This is a genomic window from Streptomyces sp. H39-S7, assembly GCF_027158205.1.
In the GTDB taxonomy this organism is placed as follows: domain Bacteria; phylum Actinomycetota; class Actinomycetes; order Streptomycetales; family Streptomycetaceae; genus Actinacidiphila.
The window spans coordinates 136,911-154,815 of record NZ_JAPVLU010000007.1 but is presented as its reverse complement, the minus strand read 5'-3'; the positions used below and the strand labels follow the sequence as shown (position 1 = coordinate 154,815).

At 71.9% G+C, this 17,905-nt stretch carries 16 protein-coding genes; 6 read left to right on the top strand and 10 right to left on the bottom strand.

From position 1 onward, the window contains the following. The first annotated feature begins 14 nt into the window (after nucleotides 1–14). Nucleotides 15–500, top strand: coding sequence for a MarR family winged helix-turn-helix transcriptional regulator (locus O3X23_RS09020; protein ID WP_269270712.1), 486 nt, complete (start codon nucleotides 15–17; stop codon nucleotides 498–500). A gap of 33 nt (nucleotides 501–533) precedes the next feature. Here the strand turns inward: O3X23_RS09020 and O3X23_RS09015 are convergent, their stop codons facing one another. The 6 genes from O3X23_RS09015 to O3X23_RS08990 form a co-directional block, all read right to left on the bottom strand. Beyond that, on the bottom strand, nucleotides 534–1,406 hold the full coding sequence (locus tag O3X23_RS09015; RefSeq protein WP_269270711.1) for an ester cyclase family protein: 873 nt from the start codon (nucleotides 1,404–1,406) through the stop codon (nucleotides 534–536). A gap of 142 nt (nucleotides 1,407–1,548) precedes the next feature. After that, the gene (locus O3X23_RS09010; RefSeq protein WP_269270710.1) at nucleotides 1,549–2,421 is read right to left on the bottom strand and encodes an ester cyclase family protein; all 873 of its coding nucleotides are present in this window, start codon (nucleotides 2,419–2,421) and stop codon (nucleotides 1,549–1,551) included. Nucleotides 2,422–2,490: 69 nt separating this feature from the next. Further along, the gene (locus O3X23_RS09005) at nucleotides 2,491–3,453 is read right to left on the bottom strand and encodes a GNAT family N-acetyltransferase (protein ID WP_269270709.1); all 963 of its coding nucleotides are present in this window, start codon (nucleotides 3,451–3,453) and stop codon (nucleotides 2,491–2,493) included. A gap of 111 nt (nucleotides 3,454–3,564) precedes the next feature. Beyond that, the gene (locus tag O3X23_RS09000; protein WP_269270708.1) at nucleotides 3,565–3,759 is read right to left on the bottom strand and encodes a ferredoxin; all 195 of its coding nucleotides are present in this window, start codon (nucleotides 3,757–3,759) and stop codon (nucleotides 3,565–3,567) included. Between the two features lie 12 nt (nucleotides 3,760–3,771). Further along, on the bottom strand, nucleotides 3,772–4,995 hold the full coding sequence (locus O3X23_RS08995) for a cytochrome P450 (RefSeq protein WP_269270707.1): 1,224 nt from the start codon (nucleotides 4,993–4,995) through the stop codon (nucleotides 3,772–3,774). A 67-nt stretch (nucleotides 4,996–5,062) separates the two neighbouring features. Next, nucleotides 5,063–5,836 (bottom strand): SDR family NAD(P)-dependent oxidoreductase, encoded by a 774-nt coding sequence (locus O3X23_RS08990; RefSeq protein ID WP_269270706.1) that lies wholly within the window; start codon nucleotides 5,834–5,836, stop codon nucleotides 5,063–5,065. A gap of 248 nt (nucleotides 5,837–6,084) precedes the next feature. Here O3X23_RS08990 and O3X23_RS08985 point away from each other — a divergent pair, with 248 nt between their 5' ends. The 4 genes from O3X23_RS08985 to O3X23_RS08970 all read left to right on the top strand — a co-directional run bounded on the left by O3X23_RS08985 (nucleotide 6,085) and on the right by O3X23_RS08970 (nucleotide 9,604). Then, nucleotides 6,085–6,459: a hypothetical protein gene (locus tag O3X23_RS08985; RefSeq protein WP_269270705.1), complete on the top strand. Its 375-nt coding sequence runs from the start codon at nucleotides 6,085–6,087 to the stop codon at nucleotides 6,457–6,459. Nucleotides 6,460–6,560: 101 nt separating this feature from the next. Further along, on the top strand, nucleotides 6,561–8,018 hold the full coding sequence (locus O3X23_RS08980) for an FAD-binding oxidoreductase (protein ID WP_269270704.1): 1,458 nt from the start codon (nucleotides 6,561–6,563) through the stop codon (nucleotides 8,016–8,018). Nucleotide 8,019: 1 nt separating this feature from the next. Next, nucleotides 8,020–8,823, top strand: a complete 804-nt coding sequence (locus O3X23_RS08975; RefSeq protein WP_269270703.1) for an SDR family NAD(P)-dependent oxidoreductase — start codon at nucleotides 8,020–8,022, stop codon at nucleotides 8,821–8,823. Nucleotides 8,824–8,854: 31 nt separating this feature from the next. Then, entirely contained in the window at nucleotides 8,855–9,604 is a 750-nt protein-coding gene (locus O3X23_RS08970) for an SDR family NAD(P)-dependent oxidoreductase (protein ID WP_269270702.1), read from the top strand. 84 nt (nucleotides 9,605–9,688) lie between these two features. Here the strand turns inward: O3X23_RS08970 and O3X23_RS08965 are convergent, their stop codons facing one another. Next, nucleotides 9,689–10,279, bottom strand: coding sequence for an alpha/beta hydrolase (locus tag O3X23_RS08965; RefSeq protein WP_269270701.1), 591 nt, complete (start codon nucleotides 10,277–10,279; stop codon nucleotides 9,689–9,691). A gap of 278 nt (nucleotides 10,280–10,557) precedes the next feature. Between O3X23_RS08965 and O3X23_RS08960 the strand changes: the two genes are divergently transcribed. Then, nucleotides 10,558–11,553, top strand: a complete 996-nt coding sequence (locus O3X23_RS08960) for an ArsR/SmtB family transcription factor (RefSeq protein WP_269270700.1) — start codon at nucleotides 10,558–10,560, stop codon at nucleotides 11,551–11,553. Nucleotides 11,554–11,556: 3 nt separating this feature from the next. On the opposite strand, the gene O3X23_RS08955 is transcribed toward O3X23_RS08960, so the two are convergent. The 3 genes from O3X23_RS08955 to O3X23_RS08945 form a co-directional block, all read right to left on the bottom strand. Further along, the gene (locus O3X23_RS08955; RefSeq protein WP_269270699.1) at nucleotides 11,557–12,408 is read right to left on the bottom strand and encodes a hypothetical protein; all 852 of its coding nucleotides are present in this window, start codon (nucleotides 12,406–12,408) and stop codon (nucleotides 11,557–11,559) included. Between the two features lie 101 nt (nucleotides 12,409–12,509). Further along, nucleotides 12,510–16,580, bottom strand: coding sequence for a carboxypeptidase regulatory-like domain-containing protein (locus O3X23_RS08950; protein ID WP_443047803.1), 4,071 nt, complete (start codon nucleotides 16,578–16,580; stop codon nucleotides 12,510–12,512). Between the two features lie 298 nt (nucleotides 16,581–16,878). Continuing rightward, nucleotides 16,879–17,856, bottom strand: coding sequence for a helix-turn-helix transcriptional regulator (locus O3X23_RS08945; protein WP_269270698.1), 978 nt, complete (start codon nucleotides 17,854–17,856; stop codon nucleotides 16,879–16,881). Nucleotides 17,857–17,905 lie beyond the last annotated feature (49 nt).

Below are 17,905 nucleotides of genomic sequence, written 5' to 3'. Positions count from 1 at the left end.
CCTAGCATGGAGGGATGACTTCCGAGAGCGGAACCGAGAAGGCGCAGGCCGGGGCGCTGCTGGACGCCGTGGGTCCGGCCTTCTCCCGGTTGCGGCGCACCGCGCTGCTGGACGTCGAGAACCCGGTCTCCCGCAAGGACATGACCCGAACCCTGGTGCTCGCCCTCGTGGAGGACCCGGCCGACGTCCCCGGCCAGGAGACCACCGTCGGGGTCGTCGCCGAACGCCTCGCGGTGGACCCGTCGGTCGCCAGCCGGATGGTGTCCGACTGCATCACGTCCGGGTACCTGGTCCGGGCCGCCTCCCAACGCGACGGCCGCCGCACGATCCTGGAGCTCACTCCGGAGGGCATCGAGATGCTGGCCCGCTTCCGCCGGCACCAGCGCGAGGCGTTCGAACACATCACGCGCGAGTGGAGCGAGCACGAGCGGCTGCACTTCGCCCGACTGCTGATCAAGTACGTGGACGCCGTCGCCGACCTGCGCCCGCCGGCCCGGTAGCGGGCCCGCCGGCAGAGCGGCGGGCCCGTCCCGTCACGGAGTCGGCAACCCGGCCTGCTGGAGGGGCAGATAGTCGACGACCTCGCAGAGTTCGGCCACCTTGCGGCCCGCGATACGGAAGTGGTCGCAGGTGCGCATCACCAGTTCCCGGCCCGAGGGCTCGCCGCCGCTCCACCTACCGGTCAGCGTCCCGCGCCACAGCACGAAGACCATCACACGGTCGCCGTCCGCCACGATGTGTTCGACCGTGGCCGTCAGGTCCGGGAACATGGCGATGTTGTCCGCGACGAACGCCTTGCAGGCGTCGAGTCCGGACGGGACGGTGTCCGTCTTCAGGTTGTGGTGCGTGTAGTTGCGGTGGTAGTACTCGTCGGCGATGTCCAGCCGGTGCTCGGTGAACACCTCCCGGTACGCGCCCAGTACCAGCTCCGCGTTGGCCACCTCCAGGTCGCTGTGCGGACCCACGAGGCCAGGACCGGCCGGCTGGGCACCCTCCCCCGGCCCGATACCCAGCGGGACGAGCGCCGACCTGTCCACCACGTCCCAGTGCTCGGCCACCAGACCGTCTTCGAGGCGGAAGAGCTCGGCGGTGTGCAGCGCCCCGGCCACCCCGGAGCGGGTGCGGCCCCGCCAGGTCACGAAGAGCATGACCCGGTCGTTGTCCGGCACCAGGTTCTCGACCCTCACTTCCAGGTCCTCGAACTCGGCCGCGACGGTCCGCCAGAAGTCCACCAGCCCACCGGGCAGGGAGCTGATCAGCGGATCGTGCTCCACGTAGCCGGGAAAGATCCGCCCCGCGATCTCGTCGAAACGGTGCCGGCCCACCATTTCCTCGAACAGCTCCCGCACTGCCTCGGCGTTTCCCACGCGTTCCCGCGTCGCTCCGACGATGTATCCGGACGTCATGATTCCCCCGCCTCCCCCTTGGTCGTGCTCGGTCATGCCTGATCTCGCTTGGTCCTGTGCATGGTGCGGACGGTTTGCGGATATCGCTCCGGGCCCCCCGGCCCGGTAACGGGCCCGCCGGCAGACCGGCGGGCCCGTCCCGTCACGGAGTCGGCAGCCCGGCCTGTTCCAGCGCCAGATAGTCGACGACCTCCCAGTGCTCCGCCACCTTGCCGCCCGCGATACGGAACTGGTCGCAGGTGCGCATCTCCAGTACCTGGTCCGAGGGCCCGCCGCCGCTCCAGGCGCCGGTGAGCGTGCCGCGCCACACCACGAAGACCATGACGCGGTCGCCGTCGGCGACGATGTGCTCGACCGTCGTCGTCAGGTCGGGGAACGCGGCGATGTTGTCCGCGAAATACGCCTTGAAGGCGTCGAGTCCGGCCGGAACCTGGTCCGTCTTGAGATTGTGATGGGCGTAGTTCTGGTGGTAATACGTCTCGGCCAGGTCCAGCCGGTGCTCGCTGAACACCTGGCGGTACGCGCCCAGCACCAGCGCCGCGTTGGCCTCCTCCAGATCGGTGTGCGGCCCGACCAGGCCGGGGCCGGCCGGCTGGCCGCCCTCCACGGGCCCGATCCCCAGCGGTACGAGCACCGACTGGTCCACCACGTCCCAGTGCTCGGCCACCTTGCCGCTCTCCAGACGGAAGAGCTCAGCGGTGTGCAGCTCCTGCGTCGCCCCGGCGCGGGTGCGTCCCCGCCAGGTCACGAAGAGCATCACCCGGTCGTTGTCCGGCACCAGGTTCTCGACCGACACCTCCAGGTCGTCGAACTCGGCGGCGATCGTCCGCCAGAAGCCGACCAGCCCTCCGCCCAGTGACCTGATCAGCGGGTCGTGCTCGACGTAGCCGGGGTGGATCCGCTCCGCCGCCTCCTCGAACCGGTGCCCGGCCAGCAGCTCCTCGAAGAGCTCCCGGACCACTTCGGCGTTACCTACCCTTGTCGGCGTCGCGCCGACTATGTATCCGACTGTCATGATTTCCCTGCCTCCCCCGTAACCGGTGGAACATGATGGTTGTGTTCAGGTGTTGCGCTGTTCAGCTGGTCAGGTCTTCAGCTCGTAGGTGGACCAGGACGAGTCGGCTGCGAAACCCAGCTTCCCGTTGAGCGCGGCGATCGCCGCGTTCTCCGTCTCGTTCCATGCCTGGACCAGCGCGAGCCGCGGGTTCTCCCGCGCCGCCCAGGCCGTCGCGAACGCCTTGGTCAGCGTGCCGAGTCCGCGGCGGCGGTGGTCCGGGAGGACCAGCACCTCCCCGGCGTCGGCCATCGGACTGTCGCGGACGTAGAGGGTGCTGTACGCGACGACCGCTCCGGTGCCGTTCTCGACGGCCGCGGCCGTGTACTGGCGGTGGCCGGTACGGGCCGCCTCCTCCTCCCGGGCGCGCACATCGGCCGCGGTCGGCGCCACGATCCTGGCCTGCCCGTTGACCTGGACGTCCAGCTCGCCCCAGGCCAGCGCGTAGGAGTCCACGAGGTTGTCGGGGCAGCCGCCGAGCCAGAACGCGAGGTGGTAGCCGGGCACCTTCCCGTCGGCGTACCCGTCCAGCCGCGCCCGGACCTCCTCGTCGAGCCGCAGCCGGTTGCGGAGATTGGTGACGGTGCACCGGGCACCGATCGCGGCGGCGAAGCTCTCCGAGGCGTTGGTGTGCGGGGCGTCCAGCAGCAGCAGGCTGCGACCGCGGTCGGCGAGTTCGCTGCGAGCCGCCTCGATGAGCAGCCGGCCCGCGCCGCGGCGCCGGAATCCGGGGAAGACCCACAGGGATCCGTGCCCTGCGTCGGCGGACTCCGCCAGGTCCAGGCCGAGTTTGAGCGAGCCCGCGGCCGTTCCGCCGTCGAAGGCCGCCAGCACCACCCGGTCCGTGCCATGTCTGCGCTGCATGAGACGGGCCAGCAACGCCTCGGTGACCGGTGGATCATCGGGAAGTTCGTGGCTCATCGTCTCCCGGAAACCGGGGAGGAGAGCGGTGATGGTGGCCGGGTCGTCCCCGTCCAAGCTGCGGATTTCCATACCAATTATTTACCCAGGCACTTCCATCGTTCCGATCGAGGACCGCTCGAACGCGAAGTGGGGTCCGGGATTCCGGACCCCACTCGCCTCACCGCACCACGGTGGACTCGCTCACTCCACCGCCACGGAGATGGCCTGCACCGGGCAGACCCGTACCGCTTCGTGCACCCGCGGGTCCCCGGCGCCGTCCTCGCTGCCCGCGATGACCGCGCTGACGCCTTCGTCGTCCTGCTCGAAGACGCTGGGGGCGGTCATGGTGCACAGAGCCGCTCCCACGCACCGCTCACTGTCGACGCTGACACGCATGGCATGCCTCCCTCACCAGGTCACCGGAAGTTCTTCCACTCCTTGCAGGACGAAGGCGGGCTTGCCCCGCACCTCGCTCGCGGGGATCGCCAGCCGCAGGTTCGGCAGCCGCGAGAAGAGCCGGTTCAGGGCGATCTCCATCTCGGCCCGCGCCAGGTTCTGCCCGATGCACTGGTGGATGCCGAAGCCGAACGCGACATGCCGTCCGGCCGCCCGCCGGATGTCCAGCTGGTCGGGGTTCTCGAACGCCGACGGGTCGCGGTTCATCAGCATGTTGGAGACGATGACGCCGTCACCCGCCTTGATGAGCTGCCCGCCCACCTCGATGTCCTCCGTCGCCACCCGGGGCAGGGTGTCGCCGATGGACGTGAAGCGGAACAGCTCGTCGACCGCGCCCGGCAACAGCTGGGGATCCGCGCGCAGCGCGGCCAGTTGCTCGGGGTGTTCCAGCAGTGTGAGCACACTGATGCCGATCATGTTCGCGGTCGTCTCGTGGCCCGACACCAGCAGCACCGTGGCGATCATCGCCAACTCGTTGCGGTCCACCGCTCCTTCGAGCAGCCGCTGGGTGATCAGCTCGTCCAGCAGCCCGTCCCGCGGATCGGCCTCCCGCTCGCCGATCAGGTCGTACAGGTACTGCAGGATCTCCCCGAAGGCCTGCTGGGCCTGCGCGGCCTGCTCCTCACCCGACGAGGAGAGCACGTGCCGCGAGCGCTCCGCGAAGTAGTCGTGGTCCTCGTACGGGATGCCCAGCAGCAGGCAGATCGCCTTCGACGGCAGCGGCAGCGCGAACTCCGCCACCAGATCGGCGGAGGAGCCCTGCGCGGTCATGTTGTCGATCAGGGTGTCCGCGATCTTCTCGATCTCCGGTCGCAGCGCGTTGATCCGCCGGATGCCGAAGCCCGGGATGGACATCCGCCGCTGCCGGGCGTGCTCCGGGTCGTCCACGCCGATCAGCGGCGTCGCCCGCTGGCGCTGCGCCTCGATGCGCGGCGCCATGAGCGGGAAGTCGGGGTTGCGGACGTCGACGGACAGCCGGGGGTCCGGCAGCAGCGCCCGGCCCTCGGTGTTCCCCGCCACGACCCAGGCCGTACGCCCGTCGAACAGCGTCACGCGGGCCAGCGACCCCTGTTCCCGCAACTGCTCGTAGCCCTGCGGCGGCTGGTAGGGGCAGGTGCGCTGCATCGGGTAAGCGGGGGCCTCCGGCTCGGTCTGCCGGGTGTCGGCTTCCGCCATGGTCTACCTCCTGTGTGTGGGGCCTGGTGGCCGAATGCGAACTGATAGGCGGCAGGCCCTTTGCGGCTCAGGATCCGCCGGTGACCCTGACGGCCTGGCCGTTGATGTTGCCGTTGGCGGCCGAGCCGAGGAACACGATCGTGTTGGCGACGTCCTCCGGCGTGGACAGGTGCTGGGAGGCGAGGGTCTTGGCCTTCGCCTCCAGCATCGGGGCGGGGGCGTTGCGCAGAACGGTGTCGGTGAGGGTCTGGCCCGGGACGACCATGTTGACCAGGATGTTCTCCGGCCCCAGGTCCCAGGCCAGGCTGCGCAGCAGCCCGTACAGACCGGACTTGGCAGCGCCGTAGGCCCCGCCGCCGACCATGCCGGCCTCGGCCAGACCCGCGCCGAGCATCACCACCCGGCCCCATTCGCGGCCGCGCATCGCGGGCAGCGCGGCCTGCAGCGTGTGGTAGACGGCGTCGACGGAGGTCCGCAGGACCTCCTGCCACTGCTTGACGGGGACGTCCTCGAACGCGGGCATGGGCCGGCCGGGGCGGGGGATGGCCTCCCCCCACACGACGGCGTTGTTCACCAGCACGTCGATGCCGCCCCAGGCGGACACCACCTGGTCGACGGCCTCCCGGATCACCCGCTCCTCGTTGAGGTCGTAGCGGACGATCAGCGGGGTGCCGCCCTCGGCGGTGACCTGCGCCGCCGTCTCCTCGGCACCGGCCAGGTTCGAGTAGTAGGTGATCGCGACCCGGGCGCCCTCGGCGCCGAAGGCCCGCGCCGTGGCACGTCCGATCCCCGAGGAGGCCCCGGTCACCAGCACTACCTTGTCGCGCAGATCCGTCTTCATCCGGGACAACCCGCTTTCGTGGTCAGGGCAACGGCGTTCGTATGGCAGCGCGTCCCGCGAGTGGCGCTCGAGCCCGAGCATCAGGCCTGCGGCTCGAATCACGGTCAACTGCGGGCGGGGCGGTGCCGGCGGGCTGCACGACGGTTCGACCACTCCTCAAGACCGTCCTGTCAGCGTCCTGTCCGACCGCCCGCGGGGTGGAGCGGAGCCCTGACCGGGCCCGGCCGAACTGATGGAGGACAGCTGCGATGAGTGAAGCGAGCGGACGACTGGTCGGTACCTGGACGACCGAACTCGACAACGACGGCGAGGCCACCTTCGGGCTGGTCTCCTTCTCCGCCGACGGCGGGGTCACCTCCACCCAGACGAACACCAAGAACATCGGCCTGGGCAACTGGGCGCTCACCGGTGAGGACACCTTCGAGTACAACTTCCACATCCTCGCGACCGACGAGGCGGGCAAGCTCGTCGGCGAGGCGCACATCAACGTCGAGGGCGAGTTCGTCTCCGACACGCGCTGGGAGGGGCTCGGCGGCGCGTCGTTCTACGACCCGCAGGGCAACCGGCAGCGCGGCCACGGCGGTTCGAAGGTCGTCGCCGTGAAGTACGGCATCGACAAGTAGCCGGAACCGGCCCGGCTCAGCCCCTGTCCCGTGCGAGCACCGGCGCGCGCGGCGCCGAGCGGTCCGCTGTCTCCCTGAACAGTTCCCGGGAGGAACGAACTTTGGCCACCGAACAGACTCTGCTCCGCGCCGCCCCCGGCTCCGCCGTATGGGAAGGACTGCGCTCCCTGCTCCGCGGCGACGTCGTCCTCCCCTCCGACACGGGCTACGACCACGCGCGGCAGTTGCAGAACAAGGAGTACGACGTCATCGATCCGCAGGCCGTCGCCTACTGCGAATCGCCGTACGATCTGCGCGCCTGCGTGCGCTTCGCCCGGGAGCACGACCTGCCGCTGCACACCCGCAGCGGCGGGCACAGCTTCAACGGCTGGTCCACGGGTCCGGGGCTGGTCGTCGACCTGTCCCGGATCAACCATGTGCTGGTCTGCAACGGCTCGGTGCGGCTCGGCGCGGGCACCCAGTCGGTGGACGCGCTGGACACCCTGAAGTCGACGGGCACCCAGCTCGTCACCGGCACCTTCCCCACGGTGAGCGCCGGCGGCTTCCTGTCCGGTGGCGGCCTCGGCTGGCAGACCCGCAAGTTCGGCGTCGGCAGCGACCGGGTCGTCTCGGCGCGGGTGCTGCTGGCCGACGGCCGGGTGATCCGCTGCTCCGACACCCACGACCCGGACCTGTACTGGGCGGTGCGCGGCGGCGGGGGCGGCAACTTCGGGATCGTGGTGGACTTCGACGTCCGCCCGATCGACGCGCCACTGCTGGTCGGCTACGACACCATGTGGGACTTCGGCCAGGCCGCGGACGTCCTGACCGCCTGGCAGGAGTGGTGCGCGAGCGCCCCGAACGACCTGGGATCCTCCCTCGTCGTGCTGCCGCAGATGTTCAGCCCGCACGATGCGCCGATCATCAACGTCTGGGGCGCCTACCACGGGCCGAAGGGCGAACTGGAGACGCTGCTCGACGAGTTGGCGGAGCGGGTGGGCGTCCGGCCGGTCAAGCGGACCGTGGGCGAACCCCTGCCGTACAGCGAGGTCATGCACGAGCGGCTGTGCGACGACAAGTCCGTCGCCCAGTGCCACCGCACCGGCCACAACCCGCTGGCGATCGGCCACCGCCACCCCTTCACCCGGCAGAGCTACGCCCTCACGAACCGCCCGGTGACCCGGGACGAGGCGAGCCGGCTGCTCGACGCGTGGGACCCCCGGCGGGACAACGAGCGGTACCTGCTGTGCATCGCCCTGGGCGGGGTGGCCAACGAGGTCGGCAGGGCCGACACCGCGTACGTGCACCGCGACGCGCAGTTCCTGACGGGCTACCAGATGGCGGTGCGCGAGGACGTACCGGCGCCGGAGACCGTCGCGGACATCACCGCCTGGGCCGACGGGGCCACTGCGGCGCTCGCCCCGATCGCCAGCGGCTCGTACATCAACTTCCCCAGTTCCCGCACTCCGGAGGACTGGGGCGCCGCGTACTACGGCGAGAACCACCCCCGGCTGCTCGACATCAAGCGGCAGTACGACCCGGACAACTTCTTCCGGCATTCGCAGAGCATCGGGAGCTGAGATGACCCTGGACCACGACCACACCGTCGACCCCGACACGACCCCGCAGAGCCCCAGCAGCTGGGACCTGCAGGGCAAGCGCATCCTCGTCACCGGCGGCTCGCGCGGCATCGGGCGCGGCATCGTGCTCGCCGCGGCGCGGGCCGGAGCGCAGGTCGCCACCTGCTACCGGCAGCCCGGTGACGCGGTCACCACGCTGGAGGCGGAGCTCGCGGCCACCGGCGGCAAGCACCTCGTGCTGCGCGCCGACGCCACCAAGGCGGCGGACATCGAGGAGATCGCCGACGCCTGCGAGGCCCGCTTCGGCGGCCTCGACGCGATCGTCAACAACGCCGGCACCTACGTCCCGACGCCGTACGCGGAGCTGGACGCGGCTCAGTGGGCCGCCACGGTGGACGGCAACCTCACCGCGGCACACCTCGTCATCCACCGCTCGCTCGACCTGCTGGCTCCCGGCTCCTCGATCGTCAACATCGGGTCCACAGTGGCGTTCATCGGCATCGACGGCGGAGTGCACTACACCGCCGTCAAGGCGGCCCTGGTCGGCATGACCCGCTCCCTGGCCCGTGAACTCGGGCCCCGGGGCATCCGGGTCAACACCCTGTCGCCCGGCCGGATCGACACCGAGGCGATGGACGACCTCCCCCCGCAGGTCGCCGCGTTCCAGCGCAAGATGTTCTCCTCCTTCACCGCGCTCGGCCGGCTCGGCAGCGTCGAGGAGATCGCCGGATCGGTGCTGTTCCTGCTGAGCGACCTCTCGACGTACATCACGGGTCAGAACATCCACGTCGACGGCTGCGTGTGAGCCCCGTCGGCACTGCGGAGGGACAGGGAACGTGGGAATCACGCTGACAGGCAAGAAGATCCTGGTCACCGGTGGCAGCCGGGGCATCGGCCGCGGCATCGTGCTGGCGGCCGCGGCGGCCGGGGCCGATGTGATCACCTGCTACCGGCAGGAGGGGGAAGCGGTCGAATCCCTGGTCAAGGCACTGGCCGAGACCGGCGGCGACCACCATGTGGTGCGGGCGGACGTGCTCGAGATCGCCGAGATCGACGGGCTGGTCGGCGAGGCCAAGGAGCGCTTCGGCCGGCTCGACGGCGTCGTCAACAACGCCGGTGTCATCAGTCACGTCCCCTTCGGTGAACTCCCCGCCGAGGAGTGGTCCCGGGTCCTGGACTCCCATGTGACGGCGGCGTACCGGGTGATCCAGCAGTCGCTGCCGCTGTTCGGCGAAGGCGCCTCCGTGGTCAACATCGGCGCGCGCGGGGCCGCGGCCGGCATCCCGCTGCGGGCGCACTACACGGCGGCGAAGGCCGCGATGATCGGGCTGTCACGCTCGCTGGCCGTGGAACTGGGTCCGCGCGGCATCCGCGTCAACGTCGTGGCCCCCGGCATCATCGAGACCGAGGCCTTCGCGGCGATGCCGCAGGAACGCGCCGACGGGATGCGGCAGATGTACTCCAAGAAGACCGCACTCGGCCGCCTGGGCACCGTCCCGGAACTCGCGGGCCCGGTGCTCTTCCTGCTCAGCGACATCTCCTCGTACCTCACCGGCGAGACCCTCAACGTCGACGGCGGCATCTGACCGCGGACGCCGCACAGCCGACGAGGCCCCTGCCGGTGCCCGGGGAAGGGGGCCGGCGGGGGCCTCGCGTTCGACGGGCCGCCGTCAGCCGTGCAGCAGGAAGTCGTAGACCGCCCGGCGTCCGGCGTCACTGGCGGCCCGGGTCTGCACGGAGTGCGCCGCGCCGGGCACGATCACGACCTGACCGAGCGGCGCCATCTTCGCCTCCTGGCGGAGCCATTCCACCGGGGTGGACACGTCCCGGTCGCCGCCGAGCAGCAGCACCGGCACCCGGGGCAGCTTCCGGTGACGGGGCGGGGCCTGCGGCACGGGTTCCCGCGGCCAGTCCAGGCAGCTCAGGAGGAAGCCGTTACGGGTGGCGGTGGCCGCGTCGAAGGGCCAGGTCCGGGCCGGGGCGAGCTTGCGCTCGACCCGGTCCAGAGCCGCGGCCCGGCCCTCGACCGGCGTGTCGGAGGTGCCCCACGGGTAGCGGTAGTCGGCGCACAGCGTGCTGGCGTGCAGACCTTGGCTGAGTTGCTCGGCCGTGGCCGCCGACCCTTCCCGGGTGCCGTCGATGTACCCCTGCAGGGTCTGCGGCCGGCCCGCCGCCGCCAGGTGCAGCGCCTCGGGGACGCCCTTGTAGTCCGGGTCGACGAACTCGTAGGTGGTGAGCATGTCCAGGACGGCCCCGGGCACGGCGCCTGCCCGATGAGATGACCCGTGCGCTGGGGCGCGGTGGCCGTCGCCCGCCCGTTCGCGGAACCGCACTGCGACCATGGACCCGTCCCCCATCCCCGTTGTTCCGCCGTGGTTGTCCGGCCGAACGGGGGCGCGCCGCCCGGACTCCCCCGTCCGTCCGACGGTGCGCCCCCGCACCGCACAGGCTGCTACGTGCCCCGCCGTACCGCGAGCGTTTGTGCCAGGATTCGATGAGGTTCAAAGGGTGCGAGAGCCGCGGGGCCCCGGGGGAGAGCATGATCCGACTGGCAGTGGACTCCACCGGGCTGGCCAGGTCCAGGTTCGCCGTCTCACCGCTGCTCGAGGCGGCCGGCACCCTGATGCCGTGGGGGGTGCCGGGACCGCTGAGCGCGGATCCCTGGGTCCACCGGGCCCGGCGGCTGCTGCGCCGGGAGGACCTGCCACTGCTGACGGCGCTCGCGGTGGACCGGGCCGGCTATCTGCCGGACTTCCTGACTCCGTATCCGGGTGTCCCCTCCCCCGATGTCGCCGACGAGCTGGAGCAGGTGCGCACCACCCCGCCGGAGCGGATCGTTGCCGAAATGGAGGCAGTGCGCGTCGGCCGCCCCGCGAACGGGCTGGCGGGACGGGAACTGCCGGACGTGGTGCGCGAGACGCTGGACCGCGGCGGCCGGTATCTGGCCGAGCGTGCCGCGGACGAGTTGGGCCGCTACTGGGAGAGCGGCTTCGCGGCCCACTGGCCGCAGGCCCGGGCGGTGCTGGAGGCCGAGGTCGACCAGCGGGCCCTGACCCTGGCCCGCTACGGCGCCGCCCGCCTCTTCGACTCGCTGCATCCTGCGATCCGCTGGGACGGCGGAACCCTCCGCGTCGACAGCCGCTTCGAGGTGGCCCTGCCCGTGCCGATGGTGCTGCTCGTGCCGTCCCTGGTGGCCTACGCGATCGGCGTCTCCATCGACCCGGTCCGGGGGGTGCCGCTCCGGCCGCCGGCGCTGATCTACCCGGCGCGGCCGCCGGCCGCGGCCGGGGCGCCGCCCAGCGCGGAACTGGCCCGGCTGCTGGGCCCGACCCGCGCCGATCTGCTCGCTTCGCTCGACCGGCCGGCGACCACCACGGCGCTGGCCTCCACCCGCTTCCTCAGCCCCGCGACGGTCTCGTACCACCTGGGTGTACTGCGCCGGGCAGGGCTGGTCAGCAGCACGCGGTCGGGCCGGGAGGTGCTGTACCTGCGCACCCCGCAGGGCGGGCGGCTGCTGTCCTCCCCGCCGGGGTAGCGCTCAGCCCTGCTCGGCCGGTGCGGTCAGCAGGCCCAGGGCGGTCAGGTCGTCGACGGGCTCGTGGACGCTGCAGGAGCCGACGGAGGTGAAGGCGGAGCGGACCCGCGTGACGCCCTCGGCGCCCAGCCGCTCGACGCGGTCGCGGATCGTTGCGGCCGTCCGCTCGGCGAGCAGCGCCGCCACCGTGTCGCTGCCGGCGCCGTCCAGGGCCGCTTCGGTGGCCAGCAGGACGTTGAGGAAGCCGTGGTGCTCGAAGCCGGTCGCGGGGTCGGTGTGGCGCAGCGCGTGGTGCAGTCCCGCGGTGCACTTGAAGGGCAGTCCGCGGCTCGCGCAGGTGAGGATCGCCCCCGCCAGTTCCGCTTCGCCGGGGAACGCCGCGGCGGCGGTGCCGCCGGTGCGGAGCTTGGCGTGGTGGCGGCCGGCGGCGAGGGCGTCGGCCACGTCCGGGCCGAGGGCGCCGCGCGGTACCTCGACGTGGGCGGTGATGTCCTCGGGGAGCTCGCGGTCCAGGACGGCGAGCGCCTCGCCGGTCGCGGCGCCGTCGGGCAGCGCGATCTCCACGGCCGCGAGCCGGGTGGCGGGCACTTTCGCCAGCAGGTCCAGGGCGGGGAGCAGGGCCTGGGTGCCGCCGGGCACGGTCAGGCCGATGGGGATGACGTCGTCGCCGGGGAGCGCCGCGAGGGCGGCGGCGAGCTCGCCGAGCCGGGGGGCCGGGAAGACGAAGGGGCCGACGAGGTCCGAGAACCACGCCGACCGGTAGCCCAGGTGGGCGGGCAGCGCCCGCGGCAGCGGCACGTCCCCCGGCGGGAACAGCGCGGCGTCGTCGATCAGTCCGGACCAAGCGGTGTTCATGCGGCGGCCTTCCCTTGGGGCGGCGCTGCCGCCGCCCGCGTGGAGGGGACCGGTTGCGCCCGGTCCCCTCCACGGATCTCAGCGGTTCAGCTCACCTTTCGTCAACTCTTCAGGAGGTTGAAGTTGCTGGTGATGACCGCTCCCTTCTTGATCTTCACGGTGGTCGTGGCCGGCTGGTAGCCGTCCTTGGCGATGATCAGGGTGAGCGGGTTGTTGCGGACGTCGAGCCACAGGGCGTACGTGCCGTCCGTGCCCGTCTTGAGCGTGTAGTGCGTCGCCCAGGTGTTGATCTGGACGGTCGCGCCCGCCAGCGGCGTGCCGGCTCCGGTCACCGTGCCGGTGATCTTGCCCCAGGTGGCCGGGGGCTTGACGGTGAAGGTGACGCCTATCGGGTCCAGCCGGTAGGGGGTGTCGCTGGTCAGCGCCAGCGAGGCGTGGAACGTGCCCGGCTGGGTGACCTCCGGGACCGACGCGTCCAGCGTGACGGTGAAGGAGACCGTCGCGCCGGCCGCCACGGTCAGCGTGTCCGTGCTCTCGCTCAGCCAGCTGACGTCGGCGCTGTCCGCCTGGTCGTAGCCGGGCAGCAGCTCGGCCGTCTTGACGGGCGTCTGGCCCGCCAGGCCGCCGATCGCGTAGAAGCCCGGTCCCGCGCCACCGCGGTAGACCGACGCGTTGGCGTTGGGCAGTGCGCTCCAGGTGTTGTCGGCCGGGTTGTAGGCCCACGCCTGGTTGGTGATGGCCGCACCGCTGTTGATGGCGCCGCCGGCGATCAGCAGCAGGCCGTTGGCGGAGGTGTACGACGTGCCCCACTGGTCGGTGGGCTGGTCGGCGATCGGCGACCAGGCGTCGGTCGCCGGGTCGTAGACGTAGCCGCCCTTGACGGTGCCCGCGTCGGTGGTCCCGCCGGAGCAGTACAGCTTGCCGCTGATGGCGCCGCACGCCTCCCAGGAGATGGACTCCGGGTAGGCGGCCGCGGCGGACCAGCTGTCGGACGCCGCGTTGTAGACCGACACGTCGGTGCTGCCGCAGACGGTCGCGGTGCAGCCGCCGACGACGTACAGCTTGCCGTTGACGACGGCACTGCCCGAGCCGGCGTACGGCTTGGGAGTCGCCGCGCCGGTGGACCAGGCGTCGGTCGCGGGGTCGTAGACCTCCAGCTTGGCGTCGGGGGCGCCGGAGGCTCCCCAGCCGCCCGCGACGTAGAACTTGCCGCCGATGACTCCGTGGGCGGGCGCCTCACGGGTGTCGGCCGCGGACGCCTTCTTGGTCCAGGTCCCCGCGGTCGTGTCGTAGGCGTACAGGTCGCGGGTGTCCGCGGCCCCGGTGAAGCCGAAGCCGGAGTAGACGGTGCCGTTGACGACGCCGACGACGTTGTCGCCCGTCGACACCGGCAGGTCGGCGATCGTCTGCCAGGCGGTGCCGGCCGCGTTCTGCGCGGCGGGGGCGGTCCGCCCGGACTTGTCCGACTTCAGGGAGAGCTTGGTGGTGCCGCTCTTCACGACGTTCAGCGGGGCTCCGCCGGTCTTCGCGATGACGAAGTCGCCCGCGGTCTCGCCGACCTTCAGGGTGGCGGGAGCGGTGCCGGTGTTCTTCACCGTCACCTTCTGGGTGGCGGTGCCGCCCCAGGCGGCCGTCTTGTTGATGGCGCCGGGGGTGACCTGCAGCCGGCCCGCCTTCAGGGCGAGGTTCGCCTCGACGGTGCCGTCCGGCGGCACGTTCGCGGTGGCGGAGGCCTTGGAGTAGCCGGCCGCCGCGGCCGCGAAGGGGTGCTTGCCCGTCAGGTGCGAGAACAGCCAGTAGAAGCCGTCACCGAGCGCCGCGTCGTCCGGGGTCGCCGCGGTGGTGGTCTTCTCCGCCGGGGCGTCGACGCTGGAGACCGTCGCCCCGTTGACGCCGGTGTGGGTGTTGGCGTCCGTCACGTTGCCGACCACCAGGCCACCGGGGACCGGGTCGTAGGAGCGCTGGCCGACGAAGACGTTGTCCAGCTCCCACCAGTAGGCCCAGGTGCCGGAGTAGTGGAAGCGCAGCCGGACGTCGCTCTTGCCCGCGTAGGCGGTCAGCGGCAGGTCCACGTGCCGGGGGCCCAGGACCGAGGCGGTCGTCTGGTGCCACAGCGTGGTCCAGGTGGTCCCGCCGTCGGCGCTGACGTCCACGTCGGCGGTCGAGTTGGAGTAGCCCTTGTACTCGGTGTCGAAGCCGACCACCGGGCTGGTCTTCCCGGTGAGGTCGAACGACGGGGAGAGCAGCTGGCTGTCCTGGTGCTTGCCGCTGCCGATGTGGTCGCTGTCGATGATGGCGAAGCCGCCGGTGCCACCGGTCTTGTTGGTGCGCTTGCCGGAGTCGTCGAAGCCCCAGCCGCCGGTCGTGCCGTCGGCGTTGGCCACGCTCCAGCCCGCGGGCGCGCCGCTGGTGGAGTCGAACGGCTCGGTCGGGCCGTTCAGGTGGACGGCATAGCCCGGAGCCTGCGCGGCGATCGCGTCGACCGGGACGGCGACGTTGACGGTCTGGTCGGCGGTGCCGACCGCGACGGCCTTGTCCACCGGCTGGTAGCCCGTGTAGGCCGCGGTGACGTGCAGGGTGTACGAGACGCCCTGTGGAAGCGTCAGCTGGTAGGCGCCGGTGACCGGGTCGGTGAACACCGGGCCGCCCGGTACGCCGTCCACGGTGATCTTCGCGTAGAGCGGCCATCCGTGGCCGGATCCGTCGGCGACCTTGCCGGAGACGGTCTGGCGGGGCACGGCGTCCAGCGCGAACGACTGGGTGACCGTACCGCCGTCGGTGAGGACGACGGAGGCGACGGTCTTCGTGGCGTAGCCGTAGGCGCTCGCCGACACGTCGTAGCTGCCGGGCGGGATGTCGAGCTGGTACGCGCCGGCCGCGTCGCTGACCGCGCTGTGGTCGCCTGCCTTGACCTGCGCTCCGGCCAGTGGCGCGCCCGTGGTGTGGTCGGTGACCGTCCCGGAGATCACGCCGTGCGGGCCGCTGCGGAAGGCGTCGAGGCCGTTGGGGGTGCCGAGGCCGGTCGGGCCGTCGTAGCCGGTTCCCGCGGTGCACAGGTAGGCGGGCGTGCAGGTGCCGTTGATACCCGAGGTCACGTCGTTGAGCGCACCGGGCTTCGCGTACGGGTACGCGTTCGGGTAGGTGCCGGCGCCGGGGGTGCCGGCCGCCGCGTAGACGCCCGCGATGATCGGCGAGGCGGCGCTGGTTCCGCCGTACACCGACCAGCCGGAGGCTCCGTAGGTCTGGTAGACCGCGACGCCCGTCAGGGGGTCGGAGACCGCGGAGACGTCGGCCACCGCGCGCTTGGCGCAGGGCGAGTCCGTCTGGAAGGCCGGCTTGGGCTCGTAGAGTGAGCAGCCGGAACCGGGGCCGCCGTACGCGTTGTGCCAGACCGACTCCGTCCAGCCGCGCCCGCTGCCGGCGTCCCTGGCCAGCGCGGTGCCGCCGACGGCGGTCACGTACTGCGAGGCCGCGGGGTAGCTGACGCCGTAGTCGCTGTCGCCCGAGGAGGCCACGATGGCCACGCCCGGGTGGTTGTAGTACGGGTCCATCGCCGTCGTCTCCGACGGGTCCTCGCCGCTGCCGGGCGTGGAACTGTAGGCGGTGCCGTACGAGTTGGAGACGTACTTGGCGCCGAGCGCGACCGCCTGGTCCACCGCCGCGCCGAGGTTCTCGAAGCTGGGGTCGTCGGCCTCGACCAGCAGGATGTGGGCGTTGGGAGCGGCCGCGGACACCATGTCGACGTCCAGCGAGATCTCACCCGCCCAGCCGGTGTCGGGGGCCGGGTAGTCGGTCCCGCCGCGCTGGCTGACCTTCTTGAAGCAGCCGTTGGCGGTGGTGCAGGCCGGGAGTCCGTACTGCGCCCGGTAGACCGCGAGGTCGGCCTCGGCGGTGGGGTTGTCGTAGGCGTCGACGATGGCCACGGTCTGGCCGGCCCCGCCGTCGGCGGGCAGCGCGTAGGCGCTCTGCAGGTCACTGGGACCGAAGCCGTTCGGGGTCGCCGCGTGGATGCCGACGGTGCCCTTCAGGTCGGTGCGGCGCAGAGCGAAGCAGCTGAACTGCCCGGGTTTGGCGGCGCCGCACTGGGCCGTGACGTCGGGCCGGGCGACGGGGGCGGCGGGGGCGGCCGACGCCGTCGCGGCGGCGGGCAGTTGCAGGCCGAGCAGGGCCACGGTGGCGGATGCGGCGGCGGCGATCACCGACGCCACGCCTCTGCGTCTTCCGGGCCGCCGCTGTATGGGTATACGCAAAGCAGGACTCCTGGAATCTGACCGGAGCCGGCCGGTGCACGGGTCGACCGGCCGACGGCGAGTCCTAAGGACCGCTTGCGTATACCTACGCCTCAGCCGTACCAGCGGAACGTGACAAGGTTGTCGGATACCTGACAGTCCTTGACCCGGCATTCGGCGTCGCGTTCCTGTCAATCGGACGCCCCGACTCCGGGCCGGGGCCCGGCCGCGGTCCCGCCGATCACTCCCCCGACTCGTCCAGCCAGCCGTGCCGCGCCGCGTGCCAAACCAGTTGGACGCGGTTCTCCACCCCCGCCGCACGCTCCATCACCGCGAGATGGCGCTGCACCGTACGGACGGCGACCCCCAGCGCGCGGGCCATCGCCTGGTCGGTGCTCCCGTTCACCAGCATCGCCAGGATGCGCAACTGGACGGCGCTGCGCCCGCCCGAGTCCCGCTGCCGCAACGGCGTACTCGACGCCCACACCGCCTCGAAGAGCGCGACGAGCGCGTCCAGCAGACCGCTGGGACGCACCAACAGCATCGCCGGGCCCGGCACTTCGGCCTCGGGGGCCAGCGGCAGCAGGGCCAGCGACCGGTCGGCGATGCACAGCCGCATCGGCAGGCTCCGCGCCACCCGGACCTCCTCGCAGGCCCGCTTCTCCCCCGCCGCGCCGAGGGCGCCGGGGGTCTCCAGCGCCGTCCGGTCGCGCACCACCCGGTGGCGGACTCCCTCGTCGAGCCGCTCCGCCGTGTCCAGCGGGTCGTGCCACTCCCCTTCCGCGGGAAAGGGCCCGCGCACGAACGCGGCGACCTCGGTCCGCGCGGAGCGCCGCAGTTGCTCGGCCCACAGCCCGGCCGCGCCGTAGCCCTCCACGACCTGGACGATCTCCTCGGACCGGTACCCCTCGTGCACCCGCTGGTACTCGACGGCGAGCCGGTCCAGTAGCTCCCGTCCCTGCCGCAGCTGTTCCTGCGTCCGGGCCACCAGCGGCAGCAGTCCGACCCGCGGCGGCGCCGGATACCAGCGCCCGTCACCACTGGACCGCGCCAGCCCGCGCGCTCCGAGCTCGGCGCAGACGGCCTCCGCCCGCGTCACCGGCACCCCGAGGTCCCGGGCGAGCCCGCCGACCGCGACACCGCGGGTGGCCACCAGTAACCGGTAGGCGCGATCCGCATCGGCGCTCAACCCCAGGGCCTCAAACGGACGTTCGGTCATGATCGGGACACTAGTCCGAGTCGGGGTGCGGCTCCCCCGGAACGCGGGT

Bases quoted from the DNA above. Each gene is read 5' to 3' on its own strand.
- O3X23_RS08945 (WP_269270698.1), bottom strand. From the start codon at position 17,856: ATGACCGAACGTCCGTTTGAGGCCCTGGGGTTGAGCGCCGATGCGGAT.
- O3X23_RS09015 (WP_269270711.1), bottom strand. From the start codon at position 1,406: ATGACGTCCGGATACATCGTCGGAGCGACGCGGGAACGCGTGGGAAAC.
- O3X23_RS09010 (WP_269270710.1), bottom strand. From the start codon at position 2,421: ATGACAGTCGGATACATAGTCGGCGCGACGCCGACAAGGGTAGGTAAC.
- O3X23_RS08960 (WP_269270700.1), top strand. From the start codon at position 10,558: ATGATCCGACTGGCAGTGGACTCCACCGGGCTGGCCAGGTCCAGGTTC.
- O3X23_RS08985 (WP_269270705.1), top strand. From the start codon at position 6,085: ATGAGTGAAGCGAGCGGACGACTGGTCGGTACCTGGACGACCGAACTC.
- O3X23_RS08955 (WP_269270699.1), bottom strand. From the start codon at position 12,408: ATGAACACCGCTTGGTCCGGACTGATCGACGACGCCGCGCTGTTCCCG.
- O3X23_RS09020 (WP_269270712.1), top strand. From the start codon at position 15: ATGACTTCCGAGAGCGGAACCGAGAAGGCGCAGGCCGGGGCGCTGCTG.
- O3X23_RS09000 (WP_269270708.1), bottom strand. From the start codon at position 3,759: ATGCGTGTCAGCGTCGACAGTGAGCGGTGCGTGGGAGCGGCTCTGTGC.
- O3X23_RS08995 (WP_269270707.1), bottom strand. From the start codon at position 4,995: ATGGCGGAAGCCGACACCCGGCAGACCGAGCCGGAGGCCCCCGCTTAC.
- O3X23_RS08975 (WP_269270703.1), top strand. From the start codon at position 8,020: ATGACCCTGGACCACGACCACACCGTCGACCCCGACACGACCCCGCAG.
- O3X23_RS08990 (WP_269270706.1), bottom strand. From the start codon at position 5,836: ATGAAGACGGATCTGCGCGACAAGGTAGTGCTGGTGACCGGGGCCTCC.
- O3X23_RS09005 (WP_269270709.1), bottom strand. From the start codon at position 3,453: ATGGAAATCCGCAGCTTGGACGGGGACGACCCGGCCACCATCACCGCT.